General features: G+C 73.8%; 16 protein-coding genes. 4 read left to right on the top strand and 12 right to left on the bottom strand.

Annotated features, from left to right (window positions below; genetic code table 11):
• The 4 genes from ACFVVU_RS37320 to rimP form a co-directional block, all read right to left on the bottom strand.
• Positions 1–362 (bottom strand): translation initiation factor IF-2 N-terminal domain-containing protein (locus ACFVVU_RS37320; protein ID WP_387794209.1); only part of this gene is annotated, 362 nt, incomplete at its 3' end.
• A 211-nt stretch (positions 363–573) separates the two neighbouring features.
• Positions 574–819 carry a YlxR family protein gene (locus tag ACFVVU_RS37315; RefSeq protein WP_380684911.1) on the bottom strand — a complete coding sequence of 82 codons (246 nt, stop codon included), beginning with the start codon at positions 817–819 and terminating at the stop codon, positions 574–576.
• 127 nt (positions 820–946) lie between these two features.
• Positions 947–1948 (bottom strand): transcription termination factor NusA, encoded by a 1002-nt coding sequence (nusA, locus tag ACFVVU_RS37310; protein ID WP_355372137.1) that lies wholly within the window; start codon positions 1946–1948, stop codon positions 947–949.
• Between the two features lie 57 nt (positions 1949–2005).
• Positions 2006–2527 carry a ribosome maturation factor RimP gene (gene rimP / locus ACFVVU_RS37305; RefSeq protein WP_380684910.1) on the bottom strand — a complete coding sequence of 174 codons (522 nt, stop codon included), beginning with the start codon at positions 2525–2527 and terminating at the stop codon, positions 2006–2008.
• A gap of 285 nt (positions 2528–2812) precedes the next feature.
• Here rimP and ACFVVU_RS37300 point away from each other — a divergent pair, with 285 nt between their 5' ends.
• On the top strand, positions 2813–3754 hold the full coding sequence (locus ACFVVU_RS37300; RefSeq protein WP_387794208.1) for a ferritin-like domain-containing protein: 942 nt from the start codon (positions 2813–2815) through the stop codon (positions 3752–3754).
• Between the two features lie 246 nt (positions 3755–4000).
• The gene (locus tag ACFVVU_RS37295) at positions 4001–4921 is read left to right on the top strand and encodes an aminoglycoside phosphotransferase family protein (RefSeq protein WP_387794207.1); all 921 of its coding nucleotides are present in this window, start codon (positions 4001–4003) and stop codon (positions 4919–4921) included.
• Here the strand turns inward: ACFVVU_RS37295 and ACFVVU_RS37290 are convergent.
• The 5 genes from ACFVVU_RS37290 to dxr all read right to left on the bottom strand — a co-directional run bounded on the left by ACFVVU_RS37290 (position 4894) and on the right by dxr (position 10626).
• Positions 4894–5499: a GNAT family N-acetyltransferase gene (locus tag ACFVVU_RS37290; RefSeq protein WP_380684907.1), complete on the bottom strand. Its 606-nt coding sequence runs from the start codon at positions 5497–5499 to the stop codon at positions 4894–4896. The two genes, ACFVVU_RS37295 and ACFVVU_RS37290, sit on opposite strands and share 28 nt — an antisense overlap.
• Positions 5500–5515: 16 nt before the next feature.
• Entirely contained in the window at positions 5516–6391 is an 876-nt protein-coding gene (locus ACFVVU_RS37285; protein ID WP_380684913.1) for a GNAT family N-acetyltransferase, read from the bottom strand.
• A 161-nt stretch (positions 6392–6552) separates the two neighbouring features.
• Positions 6553–7713, bottom strand: coding sequence for a flavodoxin-dependent (E)-4-hydroxy-3-methylbut-2-enyl-diphosphate synthase (ispG, locus tag ACFVVU_RS37280; RefSeq protein ID WP_355372150.1), 1161 nt, complete (start codon positions 7711–7713; stop codon positions 6553–6555).
• Positions 7714–8012: 299 nt separating this feature from the next.
• Complete coding sequence (locus ACFVVU_RS37275; protein WP_387794204.1) at positions 8013–9317, bottom strand: M50 family metallopeptidase; 1305 nt, start codon at positions 9315–9317, stop codon at positions 8013–8015.
• Positions 9318–9396: 79 nt separating this feature from the next.
• Positions 9397–10626, bottom strand: a complete 1230-nt coding sequence (gene dxr / locus ACFVVU_RS37270) for a 1-deoxy-D-xylulose-5-phosphate reductoisomerase (RefSeq protein WP_387794203.1) — start codon at positions 10624–10626, stop codon at positions 9397–9399.
• 90 nt (positions 10627–10716) lie between these two features.
• On the opposite strand from dxr, the gene ACFVVU_RS37265 reads away from it, so the two are divergent.
• Positions 10717–11382, top strand: coding sequence for an NAD(P)H-binding protein (locus ACFVVU_RS37265; RefSeq protein WP_387794201.1), 666 nt, complete (start codon positions 10717–10719; stop codon positions 11380–11382).
• A gap of 81 nt (positions 11383–11463) precedes the next feature.
• Here ACFVVU_RS37265 and ACFVVU_RS37260 read toward each other — a convergent pair whose 3' ends face one another.
• The 3 genes from ACFVVU_RS37260 to ACFVVU_RS37250 all read right to left on the bottom strand — a co-directional run bounded on the left by ACFVVU_RS37260 (position 11464) and on the right by ACFVVU_RS37250 (position 16893).
• Complete coding sequence (locus ACFVVU_RS37260; RefSeq protein WP_380687255.1) at positions 11464–12906, bottom strand: aldehyde dehydrogenase family protein; 1443 nt, start codon at positions 12904–12906, stop codon at positions 11464–11466.
• Positions 12907–13068: 162 nt separating this feature from the next.
• Complete coding sequence (locus ACFVVU_RS37255) at positions 13069–14634, bottom strand: PucR family transcriptional regulator (RefSeq protein WP_380687257.1); 1566 nt, start codon at positions 14632–14634, stop codon at positions 13069–13071.
• 183 nt (positions 14635–14817) lie between these two features.
• Complete coding sequence (locus tag ACFVVU_RS37250) at positions 14818–16893, bottom strand: ATP-binding protein (RefSeq protein ID WP_387794199.1); 2076 nt, start codon at positions 16891–16893, stop codon at positions 14818–14820.
• 240 nt (positions 16894–17133) lie between these two features.
• On the opposite strand from ACFVVU_RS37250, the gene gabT reads away from it, so the two are divergent.
• Positions 17134–18474, top strand: coding sequence for a 4-aminobutyrate--2-oxoglutarate transaminase (gabT, locus tag ACFVVU_RS37245; RefSeq protein ID WP_355372169.1), 1341 nt, complete (start codon positions 17134–17136; stop codon positions 18472–18474).
• The last annotated feature ends 144 nt before the right edge of the window (positions 18475–18618 follow it).

Raw genomic sequence — 18618 nt, 5'->3', positions numbered from 1 at the left:
GCCCCGGCCGACGCCGTCCCGGCCGCGGCGGGGGCGGCCGGCGCCGGAGCGGCGGCCGCGGGGGTCGGACGGGGACCGGGGGCCGCGGGGCGCGGACCCGGGGTCGGGGCACCCGGCTTGGGTGCACCCGCGGCCGAACCGGCCGCGGGCTGGGGCGCCGCGGGCTTCCGCGGGCCCGGCTTGGCAGCGGAACCACCGGTGGGGGCCACACCAAGCGCGTCAGTCAACTTGCGTACGACCGGCGCCTCGATCGTCGAGGACGCCGAACGGACGAACTCACCCAGCTCGGTGAGCTTGGCCATGACGGCCTTGCTCTCCAAACCGAGCTCCTTGGCGAGTTCGTAAACCCGGACCTTAGCCACTTCACTCCTGTCTATGAGTCCGGGGGTCTCGTCCGCCGGACTGTCGCTACTTCATGGGCGTACCCATCGCGTACTCATCGCGTACTCATCGAGTGCTCATCGCAATCTCGACCTACTTCCACATCGCGAGGTACCTGACTGGTGGCACGGCGTACGGCTGCCCGTGTGCCGTGCTTGTTGCGGTGGTTCTCCGCCGCGCGAGCGGCGGCCGTCACGGGGAGCTGTCGCTCACCCGCTCCTCGATGTACTCGCGGAGCCGCCCGGTGTCGAGCGCGCCCTGGAGCCGGAAGGCCCGGGGGAACGCCCGTCGGCGGACCGCGAGGTCGAGGCAGGCCGGTTCGGGGTGCAGGTGTGCGCCCCGGCCCGGCAGTGCGCCACGGGGATCGGGGACGCAGACGCCCTCGACCGCCGTGACACGCAACAGCTGGTGCTTGGCCGCTCGCTTGCGGCAGCCCACGCAGGTGCGTTCCGGGCGTGCTCGGACGTGCGTCCGGCCAGACGAAGGCAAGTCTACCCCTCCGAAGGGACATGGCGCCGCCCCGCCGATCCCGGAGGGAGCGGCGGGGGCACTCGGACAACAACGACTACGGGGTCGCGGATTCCTGCTCGCCACCCTCGGTGTCCGGCCGGATGTCGATCCGCCACCCGGTGAGCCGGGCCGCGAGACGGGCGTTCTGCCCCTCCTTGCCGATCGCCAGCGACAGCTGGTAGTCCGGCACGATCACCCGCGCGGAGCGCTGGGCGGCGTCGACGATCTCCACGCTGGTCACCCGGGCGGGGGACAGCGCGGCGGCGACCATCTCGCGCGGGTCCTCCGACCAGTCGACGATGTCGATCTTCTCGCCGTGCAGCTCGCCCATCACCGCGCGCACCCGGGAGCCCATCGGACCGATGCAGGCGCCCTTGGCGTTCAGCCCCTGGCGGCGCGACCAGACCGCAATCTTGGTCCGGTGGCCGGCCTCACGGGCGATCGCCGCGATCTCCACGCTGCCGTCCGCGATCTCCGGGACCTCCAGCGCGAACAGCTTCTTCACCAGGTTCGGGTGGGTGCGCGACAGCGTCACCGACGCGCCGCGCACACCCCGGCGCACGGCCACGACGTAGCACTTCAGCCGGGTGCCGTGGCGGTAGTCCTCGCCCGGGACCTGCTCCTGCGGCGGGAGGATGGCCTCCAGCTTGCCGATGTCGACCAGCACGTTCTTCGGGTCGTTGCCCTGCTGGACGACACCGGTGACGATGTCGCCCTCCTTGCCCGCGTACTCGCCGAAGGTCTGGTCGTCGGCGGCGTCACGCAGCCGCTGCATCATCACCTGCATGCCGATGCTGGAGGCGATCCGGCCGAAGCCGCTCGGGGTGTCGTCGAACTCCTTCGGCTCGACACCCTCCTCCAGCTCCGACGCGTCCTCGGTCGCCCAGACCGTCACGTGGCCGGTCTTGCGGTCCAGCTCGACCCGGGCGCGGCGGCGCGAGCCCTCGGTGCGGTGGTACGCGGTGAGGAGGGCCGACTCGATCGACTCGACCACGAGGCCGAAGGGGATGTTCTTCTCGCTGACCAGCGTGCGCAGGGCACTCATGTCGATGTCCACGGCTACGCCTCCTCGTCTTTCGTCACGTTCATCATGGTGCGGTCGGTGCGCAGGTCGTCACTCCGCACCGTCGTCCCCCTCGTCGAGCAGCAGCTCGTCGTCCTTGCGGTTGAACTCCACCTGGACCCGGGCCCGGGCGACCTCGCCGTACTCCAGCCGGCGCTCCTTGGGCCGGCCACGGCCCTTGACCGGCTGCACCTCGACCAGCGCGCCGTCCTCGTCCGCCTCCAGCACCCGGGCGACGATCTCCCCGCCGTCCACCAGGTGGATCTTGGCCAGCCGGCCCTCGGCGCGGATCCAGTGCCGCGGCACGCTCAGCGGACGCTCCGCGCCCGGCGAGCCGACCTCCAGGACGTACGCCCCGGAACCCATCACGTCCGACTCGTCCAGGGCCTCGCCGACCACCCGGCTGAACTCGGCGATGGTGTCCAGGTCCACGCCGCCGTCGGCGTCCACGTCGATCTGCACCTGGCGGCGGCTGCCCGCCTGGGTGACCTTGACGTCCTCCAGGTCCAGGCCCGCCTGCGCGGCCAGCGGCTCCAGCAACGCGCGCAGCCGGTCGATGTGGGTGGTGCTCATCCGGGTGGACTCCTCGGCCGCGTCTGCTGTTGTCGGAAGGTCGCCCCGCACCCCCGGCGCCGGTACGGCGCGCGGCCGGGTCGCGGCAGCTCGGCCCAAAGCCTAGCCGGTGAACCCCCCAACCACCGATTCCGGCCCCGACCCCGCCGCGCCCGGTGCGAGCAAGCTCACACCCCTCACCGACAACTCGATCGGCCCCCACAGACGTAAGGATTCTGTAATCATTCACGCCAACGAGGGCAGGCGGGCAGGCCGTCCTCCCGTACACGCCCCGGAGTGACACCCATGCAGCCGCGCAGCCGACGGACCTTCCTCACCCTCGGACTGCTCGTCACCGCCGGCACAGCCCTCACCGCCTGCACCGAGCCCCACGACGACACCCCGGCCGGCGCCGCCCGCCGCCCCGACCCGGACGAGCCGATCCGGCTGCGCGCCGTCGCCGCCACCGACACCCTCCTGGCCGGCTACGACGCCCTCCTCCCCCAGGCCCCCCAGCTCCAGCCGCTGCGCGCCGAGGTCGCCCAGCACCGCGCCGCCCTCCAGCCCACCACCACCGCACCCCCCACGGTCACCGCCCCGCCCAGCACCGCCCCCACCACCCTCACCGCCCTGGCCGCCCTCGAACACCAGACCGCCCAGTCCCGCCTCGCCGACCTGGGTGCCGCCTCCCCGCAGCTGGCCCGTCTGCTGGCCTCCGTCTCCACCGCCGGCGTGCTGCACGCCGTGGCCCTCGGCGACCCCGGCACCACCGCCCCCGCCGCCGCCCCTTCCCCCTCGCCCGACCCGGCCACCGCCTTCCAGGACGCCCTGAGCGCCGAACACGCCGCCGTCTACGGCTACGGCGTGGTCGGCGCCCGTCTCACCGACGACCAGCAGCGCACCGACGCCCGCACCACCCTGGCCGCCCACCAGTCCCGCCGCGACGCCTGGCAGCGCCTCCTCACCACCAGCGGCGCCACCCCCACCGCCGCGGCCGCCGGCTACCAGCTCCCTTTCCCGGTCACCGACGCCCCAGCCGCCACCCGCCTCGCCGCCCACCTGGAAACCCGCCTCACCACCGTCTACGCCGACCTGGTCGCCGCCGCCCCCGCCCCCCACCGCCCCCTCGCCGCCGACGCCCTCCGCGACTCCGCCCTCCGCGCCCGCCACTGGGGCGCCACCCCCACCCCCTTCCCCGGCCTCCCCAGCACCCCCACCCCCACCCCCACCCCCAGCATCACCCCCTGACCGGGCACGCGAGCCAAGCCGCGCGCCCGCAAAGGGTCACCCGCACCACCCCACCCACCCCCACCAGGGTCGGCAGTCGGAGAATCATCCAGCCCCCGGAGCGGCCACCCCCGGAGCCGACCCCTCACCCACCCTCCCGAGAGCCCCACCGCACAGCCCCACCCCGCGCCGCCACCCCACCCCATCCCTCCCATAACGGACAATGAACCCGTACCACCCCAGGGGACCCGCGACCGGAAGGCCACCATGTCGGCACCAGCACCAGGGCAGATCACCGTCCCCGACTGGCTCACCCGCAGCATCACCGCCGCCCACCCCACCGAGGCGACCAGCTGGCTGGCCGAACTGCCCACCCTCGTCTCCGCCCAGCTCACCCGTCTCGGCGTCACCCTGGACCGCGTCCTGGACCCCGGCGGCACCCTCAGCCTGGTCGCCTACGTCCACCGCGACGACGACCTCACCCCGGCCGCCCTCAAGGTCTCCCTCCGCACCCCGGAGACCGCCCACGAGCCCGAAGCCCTCACCACCTGGGCCGGCCGCGGCGCCGTCCTCCTCCTCGACGCCCACCGCACCCCCACCAGCAGCGTGCTCCTCCTGGAGCGCCTGCACGGCGAGATCCCGCTCCGCTCCCTCGCCGAACCCAAGGCCATGCTGGAAGCCACCAGCCTCCTCCACCGCCTCTGGCTCCCCCTCCCCGTCTCCCACCCCCACCACAAGCTCCCGACCACCCCCACCACGCTCCCCGGCGGACTCCCCGCCCTCCCCGACGAAGCCACCCCCCTCCTCACCGAGGCCAGGGAAACCGCCGCCTCCCTCACCGCCTCCGCCACCGAGGAGTTCCTCCTCCACGGCGACTTCCACCACGGCAACGTCCTCGCCGCCGACCGCGCCCCCTGGCTGGCGATCGCCCCCCGCCCCCTGGTCGGCGAACGCGCCTACGACCTGGCCCGCCTCGCCCTGGACCGCGCGGACACGCTCGTCGGCTCCCCCGGCCTCCCCGCCGCCCTCCGCCGCCGTCTGCACCAACTCGCCGACGCCCTGGACGTCGACCGCGACCGCCTCCGCGGCTGGACCCTGGTCCGCGCCGTCGACCTCGCCCTGACCGCCCTCGCCGCCGGCCGCCGCCCCGAGGCCGAGCTCTACCTGGAGTTCGCCGGCGCGCTCTGAGCCGGCCCGGCCCCACCGGCCTCCCGCAACGGCAACGGCGCCCCCATCACCGCGTACCGCCGCTCCGTGTTCGGGAAGTGCACGGCCCGCGCGAGGTCCCGGTACCCCAGGGACCGGTAGAGCCGCCGGGCCGGCGTCTCGGCGTCGATCGCGGAGAGGATGCTGCGGTCCATCCCGGAGAGCCCGGTCAGCGTGCGGATCAGCGCCGAGCCGACCCCCCGCCCCTGGTACTCCGGCAGCACGTGCAGCTCGGTGACCGCGAAGACCCCGTCCAGCCAGTCCCCGTACCCCCGGGCGACCAGATAGGGCTCGATCACCGTGCTCCACCAGTGCTCCCGGTGGTTGGGCATCCCGTACCCGAACCCCACCAACCGCCCCCGCCCGGCCGTCCCCCCGCCCCCGCTGAACGCCCCGAGCGCGATCACCCCCGGCTGCTGCGCGTGCCGCCCGACGATGTGCAGCCGGACCATGACCTCCTCCGGAGTGAGCCCGAACGCCACCGCCTGGACCTCAAGGGCCTGCGGAGCCCACACCGCAAGGTCGATGGCCTCGACCGTCACACCCGTCAGCCGCTCCATGCCCGATCCCCGCCCCTCAGAACAGCACGCTCATGAACGCCCCGACCTCCCGGAACCCCACCCGCCGGTACGCCGCCCGCGCCCGCAGGTTGTAGTCGTTGACGTACAGCGAGACCACCGGCGCCACCTCCCGCAGCGCGATGTCCAGCACCGCCGCCATCCCGATCTCGGAGAGCCCCTTCCCCCGGTGCTCGGGCGCCACCCACACCCCCTGGATCTGACAGGCCCCCGCCGTGACGGCCCCGATCTCGGCTTTGAACACCACCTCCCCCGCCTCCCCGAACCGGGCGAACGAGCGCCCGGTGGAGACGAGTTCGGCGACCCGGGCCTGGTAGAGCAGCCCCCCGTCGCCGGCCAGCGGCGAGACCCCGACCTCCTCGGTGAACATCGCCACACAGGCCGGCATCAGGGTCTCGATCTCATTGCGCCGTACCCGCCGCACCAGCGGATCCGGCGAGATCTCCGCGGACGGCACGCTCGTCGACATCAGCGGCTGGTGCGCCCGCACCTCCCGGGCCGCCCCCCAGCTGCGCTCCAGCAGCGCCCACAGCGCCGACGTGGGCCCGGCCGGGCCCACGATGGAGGAACAGCGCCGCCCCTGTCTGCGGGCGCGCTCGGCGAAGGCCTGGACCGCCGGCGGCCCGGCGTTCACCAGGACCAGGTTGGCGCCCGCGTAGCAGAGCGCGTCGAGTTCGCCGTGCTCGTCGTACCAGCCCCACATCTCGCCGCCGAGCCGCCAGGGGTCGAGGCCGACGGCCTCCACCCGGGTGGCCACGAAGGCGTTGGCGACCGGGTCGCGGTGGAGGACGGCGAGCGCGTCGGCGAGGTCCGGCGGTTCCAGCACGCGGGTGGTCGCCAGGGCGCGCGCGGCCTGGAACGAGCTGGGGAGCATCACACCTCGATCGAGCATCGAGACAGCACCTTACTGAGACGACTCTGGCCGCACCCTACTCCGTGCCCCCACCCGGATACGGCCGCGGGGCCGCCCGCGCACGGACGGCCCCGCTTCCGGAAGACTTTCGGACAACCCGGCACCCCCGGTACCGGGCCGGGTCACTCGCCGGCGGTGACGGTCGGCGCGCCGGACTCGGCGCCCTCGGCCTCCATCTGCTCGGCGATCTTGAACGCCTCCTCGATCAGGGTCTCCACGATCTTGGACTCGGGGACGGTCTTGATGACCTCGCCCTTGACGAAGATCTGGCCCTTGCCGTTGCCGGAGGCGACACCGAGGTCGGCCTCGCGGGCCTCACCCGGACCGTTGACGACGCAGCCCATGACGGCGACGCGCAGCGGCACGTTCATGCCCTCCAGGCCCGCCGTGACCTCCTCGGCGAGCTTGTAGACGTCGACCTGGGCGCGGCCGCAGGACGGGCAGGAGACGATCTCCAGACCGCGCTGGCGCAGGCCCAGCGACTCCAGGATCTGGTTGCCGACCTTGATCTCCTCGGCCGGCGGGGCGGACAGCGAGACCCGGATGGTGTCGCCGATGCCCTCGGCGAGCAGCGCGCCGAAGGCGACCGCGGACTTGATGGTGCCCTGGAAGGCCGGACCGGCCTCGGTGACGCCGAGGTGCAGCGGGTAGTCGCAGGCGGCGGCGAGCTGGCGGTAGGCGTTGATCATCACGACCGGGTCGTTGTGCTTGACCGAGATCTTGATGTCGCGGAAGTCGTGCTCCTCGAAGAGCGAGCACTCCCAGAGCGCGGACTCGACCAGCGCCTCGGGGGTGGCCCGGCCGTACTTCTCCAGCAGGCGCTTGTCGAGCGAGCCGGCGTTGACGCCGATCCGGATCGGCACACCGGCGTCCTTGGCGGCCTTGGCGATCTCGCCGACCTTGTCGTCGAAGGCCTTGATGTTGCCCGGGTTGACGCGGACAGCGGCGCAGCCGGCGTCGATGGCCGCGAAGACGTACTTCGGCTGGAAGTGGATGTCGGCGATCACCGGGATCTGCGACTTCTTGGCGATGATCGGCAGTGCGTCGGCGTCGTCCTGGGAGGGGACGGCGACCCGCACGATCTGGCAGCCGGACGCGGTGAGCTCCGCGATCTGCTGCAGCGTGGCGTTGATGTCCGAAGTCACCGTGGTCGTCATGGACTGCACCGAGACGGGGGCGTCGCCGCCGACCGGCACGTTGCCGACCATGATCTGACGGGAGACACGGCGCTTGGCGAGCGGCTTGAGCGGCAGAGACGGAATACCGAGCGAGATCGCGGTCATGTGCGCAGGGTTCCCCGGGGTTGAGGTGTGGTCGGTCCGGCCGCTGGGACGGCCGAGCCCGGACGCGCCGACGATCGCACGCCCGGGCTCCAACGGTACGGCACGGCAACGGGCGCCCGCGCACCCACCGGCCCCCGTCCCAGGGCCTGTCGTCGAACTCCCGCCTGCCGGGCAACGCCGGGGCACGCACTCCGCCGGCCTCCGGCCGGGAGCTGCCCCCACCTCCGCCTTGCGGTGCACGCACCCCGACGCCGGCCGGCCCGCCCTTCGGGCGGACGACGGGAGTTTGACGACAGGCGCTAGCTGATCTTGACGGGGTTCACCAGGTCGGCCACCAGCACCAGCAGGGTGAAGCCGATGAACACACTCGCCACGACGTAGGCGAGCGGCATCAGCCGGGCCACGTCGAACGGGCCGGGGTCGGGACGGCGGAAGAGGGCGGCGAAGCGGCGGCGCACCGACTCCCAGACCGCGCCCGCGATGTGGCCGCCGTCCAGCGGCAGCAGCGGCAGCATGTTGAAGAGGAACAGCGAGAGGTTGATCCCGGCGAGCAGGTTGACGAAGTAGGCGACCCGCTGGCTGCCCGGGATGTCCAGCGCGAACACCTCGCCGCTGACCCGGGCGGCGCCGACCATGCCGATCGGCGAGTCGGCCTCACGCGGGGTGCCGTCCACCACCGAGTGCCACAGGCCCGGGATCTTGCCGGGCAGCGCGGCGAGCGACTTCACGCCGTTCTGCGCCATGTCGTACATCCGGTCGACGGACTGCCCGAAGCCGAGCTGGACCACGCCGCTGGTCGGGGTGAAGCCGAGGAAGCCGGCCCGCACCGTCTCGCCCTTGACCGGCACGCCGTTGTCGTCGTACTTCTGCACGTCGTTGACGGCGATGGTCGGGGTGAGGGTGAGCTGCTGCCCGCCGCGCTCGACCACCACCTCGACCGTCTTGCCGGCCGACTTGCGGATGTCGCCCTGGAGCTGCTCGTAGGTGGTGATCCGGTCGCCGTCGAAGGAGACCACCTTGTCGCCCGGCTTCAGCCCGGCCTGGAAGGCGGGCGCCACGGGCGCGTCCGCCGGGCAGGTGTCGGTCGGCTGGCCGGCCTTGACCACGCACTCCGAGACGGTGCCGATGGTCGGCACCGACATCGGGACGCCGAAGCCCATCATCACCGTCAGGAAGAGCCCGAAGGAGAGGATCAGGTTCATGAACGGCCCGGCGAACATGACGATCACGCGCTTCCAGGGCTTGCGCGTGTAGAAGAGCCGGTTCTCGTCACCCTCCTTGACCTCCTCGTAGGAGGCCTCCCTGGCGTCCTCGATCATGGTCCGCCAGGGCGAGGTGGAGCGCTGGGTGATCCGTCCGTCCGCGCCGGGCGGGAACATCCCGATCATCCGGATGTACCCGCCCAGCGGGACGGCCTTGAGGCCGTACTCGGTCTCGCCCTTCTTCCGTGACCAGACCGTCGGTCCGAAGCCGACCATGTACTGCGGCACCCGGATGCCGAACAGCTTGGCCGTGGAGAGGTGGCCGAGCTCGTGCCAGGCGATCGAAACGAGCAGTCCCAGTACGAAGACCAGGATGCCGACCACCGTCATCACCGTTGCCACCGCTGCTCCTCCGTCATGCCACTCCGCTCATCCTGTCGTCGTACCGGTCGTCCGGCGCTGCCGTCCGGGCGGTCCCGGATCAGCCCCCGGCCAGCTCGCGGGCCCGGGCGCGCGCCCAGTCCTCCGCGTGCAGGACGTCCTCGACCGTCAGCGAAGTTCCCGCCACCGGCGTGCCGTGCTCCGCCACGACCTTCGCCACAGTGTCCACGATCCCGGTGAAGGCGAGGCGTCCGTTCAGGAAGGCGTCCACGCACTCCTCGTTGGCCGCGTTGAACACCGCCGGGGCGGTGCCGCCCAGCGTGCCGACCTCGCGGGCCAGCTCGACCGCCGGGAAGGCGTCGTCGTCCAGCGGGAAGAACTCCCAGGTCGCCGCCTTGGTCCAGTCGCAGGCCGGGGCCGCGTCCGGCACCCGGTCCGGCCAGCCCAGGCCCAGCGCGATCGGCATCCGCATGTCCGGCGGGCTCGCCTGCGCCAGCGTCGAACCGTCGGTGAACTCCACCATCGAGTGGACGACCGACTGCGGATGGACCACGACCTCGATCCGGTCGAACGGCACGTCGTACAGCAGGTGCGCCTCGATCACCTCCAGGCCCTTGTTCACCAGGGTGGCCGAGTTGATCGTGACGACCGGGCCCATCGCCCAGGTCGGGTGCGCCAGCGCCTCGGCCGGGGTGACGCCCGCCAGCTCGGCGCGGCCGCGGTTGCGGAACGGGCCGCCGCTCGCCGTCACCACCAGCTTGCGGACCTCCGCCCGGGTGCCGCCGGCCAGCGCCTGGAACAGCGCGGCGTGCTCCGAGTCCACCGGCACGATCTGCCCCGGCTTCGCGGCCGCCTTCACCAGCGGACCGCCGACGATCAGCGACTCCTTGTTGGCCAGCACCAGCACCCGGCCGGCCCGCAGCGCCGCCAGCGTCGGGCGCAGGCCGATCGAGCCGGTGATGCCGTTCAGCACCGAGTGGCACTCCATCGCCGCCAGCTCGGTCGCCGCGTCCGGGCCGACCAGCACGGCCGGCAGCGCACGGCCCGCCGCCTTCGCCGCCAGCGCCTCGCGCAGCGCCGGCTCGGCCGCCGGATCGGCCACCGCCACGGTGTGCACGCCCAGCCGCAGCGCCTGCTCGGCGAGCAGCTCCACCCGGCCGCCGGCCGCCGACAGGGCCACCACCCGGAACCGGTCCGGGTTGCGCAGGACCACGTCGATGGCCTGGGTGCCGATCGAACCGGTGGAGCCGAGGATCACCAGCTCCCGGGGGCCGGAGGGGGTGTTCACCTCGGGGGTGAACCGCAGCTGCGGGTGGGCGAGCGAAGTCATGCGCCCATTGTGTCCTGCCCGGCTCCCCGCCCGGCACCACGGGACCGTTCCCGGGGGCGGCGGACCCGCCCCCGGGCTACCGTCGGAGCCATGCGCATCGTCATCGCCGGGGGCCACGGCCAGATCGCCCGCCGCCTGGAACGGCTGCTCGCCGACCGCGGCGACCGCCCCGCCGGGATCATCCGCCGCCCCGAACAGGCCGACGACCTCGTCGCGGCCGGGGCCGAACCGCTGCTGCTCGACCTGGAGACGGCCGCCGCAGCCGAACTCGCCCCGCTGCTCGACGGCGCCGACGCCGTGGTGTTCGCGGCCGGGGCCGGACCGGGCAGCGGCGCCGCCCGCAAGCTCACCGTCGACCGGGACGCGGCCGTGCTGCTCGCCGACGCCGCCGTGTCGGCGGGCGTGCGCCGCTACCTCCTGGTCTCCTCGATGGGCGCCGACGCCCGGGCCCGGTACCCGTCCGACGAGGTCTTCGAGACCTATCTGAGGGCCAAGGGCGCCGCCGAGGACGCCGTCCGGGCCCGCGGCGCGCTGGACTGGACGGTGCTGCGCCCCGGGCGTCTCACCGACGGCCCGGGCACCGGCCGGGTCCGGCTCGCACCGAGCGTGCCGCGCGGCTCCGTCGACCGGCAGGACGTCGCCGCCGTGCTCGCCGCGCTGCTGCGCGAGCCCGGCACCGCCGGGCAGACCCTGGAGCTGACCGGCGGCGACGCCACCGTGGCCGAGGCCGTCGCGGCAGCCGGCGGCCACGCCTGACCGCGTCCGGCCCTGTCGTGCCCCCGTGCATGCGCGAGGGCCCGGCCGCAATGTGCGGCCGGGCCCTCGCTCACGTCACCTTCAGAGGGCGAGGCCGGTGAGGACCAGGACCTTCTCGACGGTGTAGTCGTCCATCGCGTAGCGGACGCCCTCGCGGCCGACGCCGGAGTCCTTGACGCCGCCGTACGGCATCTGGTCGGCGCGGTAGGACGGCGCGTCGCCGATGATCACACCGCCGACCTCCAGCTCCTGGTGGGCGCGGAAGGCGGTCTGCAGGTCGTGCGTGAACACGCCCGCCTGCAGGCCGAACAGCGAGTCGTTGACGGCGGCGAAGGCCTCGTCCACGCCGTCCACCTTGTGCAGCGACAGGACCGGGCCGAACACCTCGGAGGTGGCCAGGATCGCGTCGGCCGGCAGCTCGGCCAGCACGGTCGGGGCGTAGGTCGCGCCCTCGCGGGTGCCGCCGGTGAGCAGCTTCGCGCCCTTGGCGACCGCGTCGTCCACCCAGGACTCCACCCGCTTGGCGGCGTTCTCGTCGACCAGCGGACCGACGTCCGTCGCGTCGTCGTTCGGGTCACCGGTGACCTGGGCCCGCACCTTGGCGACGACCTTCTCGGCCAGCGCGTCGTACACCGACGCGTCGGCGATCACCCGCTGCACCGAGATGCAGGACTGGCCGCCCTGGTAGTTGGCGAACATCGCGATCCGGGTGGCCGCCCACTCCAGGTCCGCCTCGGAGGACCAGTCGGCGAGCACCACGGCCGCCGCGTTGCCGCCCAGCTCCAGGGTGGTGTGCTTGCGCGGCACCGAGTCCATGATCTGGTAGCCGACCTTGTCCGAACCGGTGAAGGAGATCACCGGCAGACGCGGGTCCTGCACCAGGGCCGGCATCCGGTCGTTCGGCACCGGCAGGACGCTCCACGAACCGGCCGGCAGCTCGGTCTCGGCGAGGATCTCGCCCAGCACCATGGCCGACAGCGGGGTGGCCGGGGCCGGCTTGAGGATGATCGGGGCGCCGACCGCGATCGCGGGGGCGATCTTGTGGGCGACCAGGTTCAGCGGGAAGTTGAACGGGGCGATGCCCAGCACCACGCCGCGCGGGAAGCGGCGCACCACCGCGAAGCGGCCCGTGCCGCCCGGGTCGGTGTCCAGACGCATGGTCTCGCCGTTGGTCCGGCGGGCCTCCTCGGCCGCCCAGCGGAACACCGAGACGGCGCGGCCGATCTCACCGCGGGCCCACTTGATCGGCTTGCCGTTCTCGGCGGTGATCAGCTGGGCGAGCTCCTCGGTGCGCTCGGTCAGCCGCCGCGCCACGTGGTCCAGAGCGGCGGTGCGCACGTGCGCGGGGGTCGCGGCGAACACCGGCAGCGCGGCGACGGCGGCCTCCAGGGCCTCCTCGACCTGCGCCTCGGTGGGGATGCTCACCTTGCCGACCAGGCGGCCGTCCCAGCTGTTGTGCACCTCGAAGTCGGCGTCGCCGCTCGCCCGGCGGCCGGCCAGCCAGAAATCGTACGTGGTGGTCACCGTGGTACCGGCCCTCTCCTCGTCGTCCTCACGACCCCACGGACGTGGAGCCAGAACCGAGGGTAGGACGGGCGACGCGCCGACCGGATTGGACACCGAGTAGCGTTCGCCCCCGCGGCCACTCCACCGCGTCCAGCCCCGCCCGGCCCCACCGCGCGCCGCTCACTCCTCGCCGGAGCGCAACGCCAGCCAGAGCTCCATCCGGACGTCGGTGTCGTCCAGCGACCGCCCCAGCAGCTCCTCCACCCGCCGCATCCGGTACCGCAGCGTGTGCCGGTGCACCCCGAGGTCGGCCGCCGCCGCGTCCCACTGTCCGTGCCGCGACAGCCACGCCCGCAGCGAGGCCACCAGATCGCCGCGCGCCGTACGGTCGTGCTCCCGCAGCGGCCGCAGCAGGCCCTCCGCGAAGGCCGTCACGGCGTCCTCGCCGAGCAGCGGCAGCAGCGAGCCCGCACCGACCTCCTCGTGGTCCACCGAACGACGCCCGCCGCGCAGCGCCACCGCCAGCGCCCGCTCGGCCTGCGCGTGCGCCGTCCCGGCGTCCTCCAGCGCGGCCGGCGCCGACACACCCAGCGACAGGCCCTCGTGCTCCTCCACCGCGCCCAGGCACGCCCGGTGCACCGCGCCGTTGTCCAGCGCCAGCACCATCAGCCGCGCCCCGTGCGCGCCGTCCTCCCGTGCCACCAGCAGCTTCTCGCCGACCCGCGACCCGGCCTGCTCGGCCCGGTCGCCCAGCTCGCCCAGTGCCTCCCCGGCGTCCGCCCCCTGCGGCGCCCCGGCCACCAGCACCCGGACGGTTCCCTCCGGCAGCCCCCCGAACAGACCCGCCGCCACCTGCCGCGCCGTCGCCACCTCACCGGCCAGCACCATCCGCAGCAGCGCGGCGCCCATCTTCTCCTCGGCCTGCCGCAGCTCCCGCGACCGCTCCAGGGTCAGCGTCAGCAGCGCCACCGCCGCGTTCAGCACGTACCGCTCGGTCGGCGTGATCCGGTCCTCGGTACCCACCGCCAGGAAACCCCGGGCCCGCCGGTCCGCCCCCAGCGACTGGACCACCACGTAGTCCTCGTCCGCCGTGTCTATCCCCGGCGCGCGGCCCTGCAGCGCCGCGCTCGACGGCGCCGGCCGCCGCCGCAGCCGGTCCACCTCCGCCGCCAGCCGCCCGGCCCGGCGCGCCGCCCAGTCCGGCGCCACCACCGACAGCGCGCCCGACCCGTCGTACAGCGCCGCCCAGCCGCCCAGCCGGGCCGCCAGCCGCCGCACCACCGCCGTCGTACCGTCCTTGCCCAGCGCCGCCCGGGTCAGCTCCTCCTGCGCCTCGAAGCTGGTCGTCACCGCCTCGTACTGCTCGGCGGCCAGCGCCGCCGACACCACCTTGCTGATCGCGATGAACGGCGTCGGCTCCGGCACCCGCAGCAGCGGCAGCCCGCGCTGCGCCGCGGCGTCCACCAGCGGCTGCGGCACCTCGGTGTGCGACAGGCCCACCCCCAGCCCGAGCCCGACCACCCCCGCATCGGCCAGCCGGTGCACGTACGCCTGCAACTGGGCGGCGGTACGGCCGAGCTTGATCCCGGTGGTGAGCAGCAGCTCACCACCCTCCAGGAACGGCGTCGGGTCGTCCAGTTCGCTGGTGTGCACCCAACGGACCGGCCGCTCCAGGTGGTCCGCACCGGCGAGGACCGTCAGATGGAGCGAGGTGTTGCGGACGACGGAGGCAAGTGTGGGGGGCATGGCACCTTCGAGGGAACGACCCGACCGCGCCGTTGCGGCCGGGCGAGAGAGGGCTGGGGGTCCTGGGGGGATTCCCACCTCTCATTATGGACGCCCCGGACAACCCGCACTGCTGAATCCACCTCGAAGGCGAGCTTTAACGGCGAGTTCCGCCCGGGGTCCGTCCGGGTCCGTCCGGGGCCCTCAACCCCGCAGGTCCACCAGCAGCGGCGGCACCTGCTCCCCCGACACCGCCGTCAGCGACAGCACCGCGTGCCCGGCCGGCAGCGCGTGCGCCAGGTCCGAGGGGGACCACCGCAGCCGCTCCACCTCCCGCGTGGTCACCGACTCCGTCTGCGCGGTCGTCCCCGACAGCGCCTTGCGGCCCAGCCGCCCGGCCCGTCGCACGATCCCGCCCGAGGTGTCCGGCGCCAGCGTCACCGCCGTCTCCCGCACCAGGTGCGTGCCCCAGGCCTCCGAGAACAGCCGGCCGTCCCACGGCGCGATGCCCGGGAACGCCGCCCGGCAGCCCACCGCCCCGAACAGCGGCGCCCGCAGCGCCTCCGGCAGGTCCACCAGGGTGCGCAGCAGCAGCACCACCCCGGCGTTCGCCCCACGCAGCCGCTGCAGCCCGCGCACGATCCCGGCGTCCAGGGCCGCCGAGGCGTCGTCCACCACCAGCCCGGCGAACAGCGACCGGTCCCCCCGGGCCCCCGCGGCCTGCACGAACTGGCCCACCAGCAGCCGCGACAGCATCCGCGCCGCCTCCGGGTGACTGCGCTCCGGCAGCTTCACCCGCACCCGCAGCGGGTGGTCCAGCACCCGCATCGCGAACGGCGGCCGGCCCGTGCCGTCGGTCGCGAACACCCCCTCGAAGGCCGGCCGGTCCAGCAGCGCCAACCGGTCCGCCAGCAGCGCCCCCGGATCGTCCGCCCGGCCGCGCTGGCGCTCCCGGTGCTCCAGGTCCCGCTCGTACGAGCCCAGCAGGCCCGCCGCGCGCAACCCCTTCACCAGCGACTCCAGCGCCTCCGGCTCCCCCGCGAGCAGCGCGCGCAGCTCGCGCACCCCCGGGTAGCGGCCGAACGCGGCGTGGAACGGTCCCACCATCTGCTGCAGCGCCGTGCGCGCCGTCTCGGCGCGCGCCGTCAGCTCGTCCGGCAGCAGCGCCTCCGCCAGCCGGGCCGCCGCCTCGTCCGGGTCCTGCGCCGCGCCGTACAGGTCCAGCCCGTAGCGGGAGCCGGCGTGCCCCGGGGCGATCACCACGTCGTACCAGTCGTCCGGCCCCAGATCCGCCTCCGCCGACCCGATCACCACCGCGCACGCCGTCCCGGCCAGCGCCTGCAGGCAGAGCGCCTCTGCCACCGGGCGGGCCAGCCGCGCCGTCTTCCCCGTCCCGGCCGGGCCCACCGCCAGCAGCGAGGTGCCCAGCACCGCCGGGTCCAGCGCGAAGCCCGCCGCCCGGTGGGTCAACGGGTTCTTCGGCACGTCCTGCGCGGTACCGAGCCGCACCTGCGCCAGCAGCAGGTCGTGCCGCTCCGCCCGCCCCGGCAGCTCGCGCGCCTCCGACGGGTGCGCGAACGCGGCCGCGCCGCGCAGCGACACCTGCTCGGCGAAGGCCGGCAGGAAGGCCCGGTCCGCCTGGGCCGACTCCCACGCCCGCTGGATCCGCACGTAGTCGACGTCCCCGACCGCCTCGCCGTCCAGCCGCCCGGCCGCGACCTCCGCCCCGCCCTGCCGCAGCACCGCCCACGGATCCCGCTGCCGCACCGCCTCCGCCCGCTCCTCCACGGACGCGGGCTCCTCCTCCGTCACCGTCCGCGACAGCAGCGGCACCGCATACCGCCGCCACACCTCCACCCACCGGCCCATCCGCCCGAAGACCTTGATGACCACGGCGAGCACGACGGCATTCACCGACAGTCCCACGACGGTGACCGCTGTGGAGGAGGGATGGTCCACCCATACCGTCAGAACGATCAGGTGCAGCGCTAGCTGTGTGCCGTAGACGAAGGCGAACCACCCCACCACGACGTTCAGACCGGCGCGGACGAGAAGGGGCCAGGTGGGCACCTTCGCCGCCTCCGCCCGGCCGGGGTCGAGCTGCCGGTAGCCCTCGCGGAAGACACCCGGGGCGGCCTCCGGCCGCGGGGCGGCGACCCAGGCGGCGAGGTCGAAGGCCGCGGCGGCCGGGGAGCGCGGGTGCGGCATCACGGTGGGCGGTGGACTGTGGGGGGTGGCGGTGGTCCGCTCGCTGTGGCTCCGTGCCCCGTCCAGTCCCATGTACGGCCCCGCTCCCTCGCCCGACGGCCCGACCGCCGTCGGTGCCGCCCATACCCATGCCGCCGCCCCGGCGACACGCCCGCGCTCAATGTAGTGGAGCGAAGGCGGCCGGTCGTGGCGCCGGCCGCGCTGGCCGCCCCGGACAAGTCGGACGGCCCAGTGCTACCGAGTGGCGCATGCCTGCCCGGAGAGCGCCCCCGTAGCCTGCGAACTACCGAGCCGAGAAGTCTGGAGAAACCCATGAGCGCCGCAACGCCGCTCCCGCAGGAGCGCCGCCTGGTCACCGCGATCCCCGGTCCGAAGTCGCAGGAGCTGCACGCCCGCAAGCTGGGTGCGGTGGCGGCCGGCGTCGGCACCACCCTGCCGGTGTACGTGTCCCGTGCCAACGGCGGTGTGCTGGAGGACGTGGACGGCAACTCGCTGATCGACTTCGGCTCCGGCATCGCCGTGACCAACGTCGGCAACAGCGCCGAGGCCGTGGTGGCGAAGACGACCGAGCAGCTGGCCGCCTTCACCCACACCTGCTTCATGGTGACCCCGTACGAGGGCTACGTCGCCGTCGCCGAGCAGCTGAACGAGCTGACCCCGGGCGACCACGAGAAGCGCACCGCGCTGTTCAACTCGGGCTCCGAGGCCGTCGAGAACGCGGTGAAGATCGCCCGCGCCTACACCAAGCGCCAGGCCGTCGTGGTGTTCGACCACGGCTACCACGGCCGTACGAACCTCACCCTGGCGCTGACGGCGAAGAACATGCCGTACAAGCAGGGCTTCGGTCCGTTCGCCCCCGAGGTCTACCGGGTGCCGGTCGCCTACCCGTACCGCTGGCTGACCGGTGCGGAGAACTGCGCCGCCGAGGCCGCCGCCCAGGCGATCGACACCATCAACAAGCAGATCGGCGCCGAGAACGTCGCCGCGATCATCATCGAGCCGATCCAGGGCGAGGGCGGCTTCATCGAGCCGGCCAAGGGCTTCCTGCCGGCGATCGTGGAGTTCGCGAAGGCGAACGGGATCGTGTTCGTCGCGGACGAGATCCAGACCGGCTTCTGCCGCACCGGCCAGTGGTTCGCGTGCGAGGACGAGGGCATCGTCCCGGACCTGATCACCACCGCCAAGGGCATCGCCGGCGGTCTGCCGCTGTCGGCGCTGACCGGCCGCGCCGAGATCATGGACGCCGCGCAGACCGGCGGCCTGGGCGGCACCTACGGTGGCAACCCGGTGGCCTGCGCGGCCGCGCTGGGCGCCATCGAGACCATGAAGGAGCAGGACCTCGTCGGCAAGGCGCAGCGGATCGGCGAGATCATGCTGGGCCGTCTGCGGGCGATGCAGGAGAAGTACGAGATCATCGGTGAGGTCCGCGGCCGCGGCGCGATGATCGCCGTCGAGCTGGTGAAGCCGGGCGGCAAGGAGCCGAACACCGAGGCCACCGCCGCCATCGCCAAGGCCTGCCACGCCGAGGGCCTGGTCGTGCTGACCGCCGGCACCTACGGCAACGTGCTGCGCTTCCTGCCGCCGCTGGTGATGCCGGAGCACCTGCTGAACGAGGGCCTGGACATTCTCGAGGGCGCGTTCGCCGCCCTCTGAGCCGGCCCGCGGCCGCGGTGGCGACCCGCGCCGCACCGAAGACCCGCCGGAGGGATGTCCGGACAGCGCTGAACGGCCCGTGGGGACCTCGTCCCCACGGGCCGTTCGGTTCGAACCCGGCGTGACGCCACCGGCGCGGACGGT

Origin of the sequence: Kitasatospora sp. NPDC057965 (assembly GCF_042887135.1) — a bacterium.
In the GTDB taxonomy this organism is placed as follows: Bacteria; Actinomycetota; Actinomycetes; order Streptomycetales; family Streptomycetaceae; genus Kitasatospora.
This window is presented reverse-complemented; position numbering and strand designations above follow the sequence as displayed.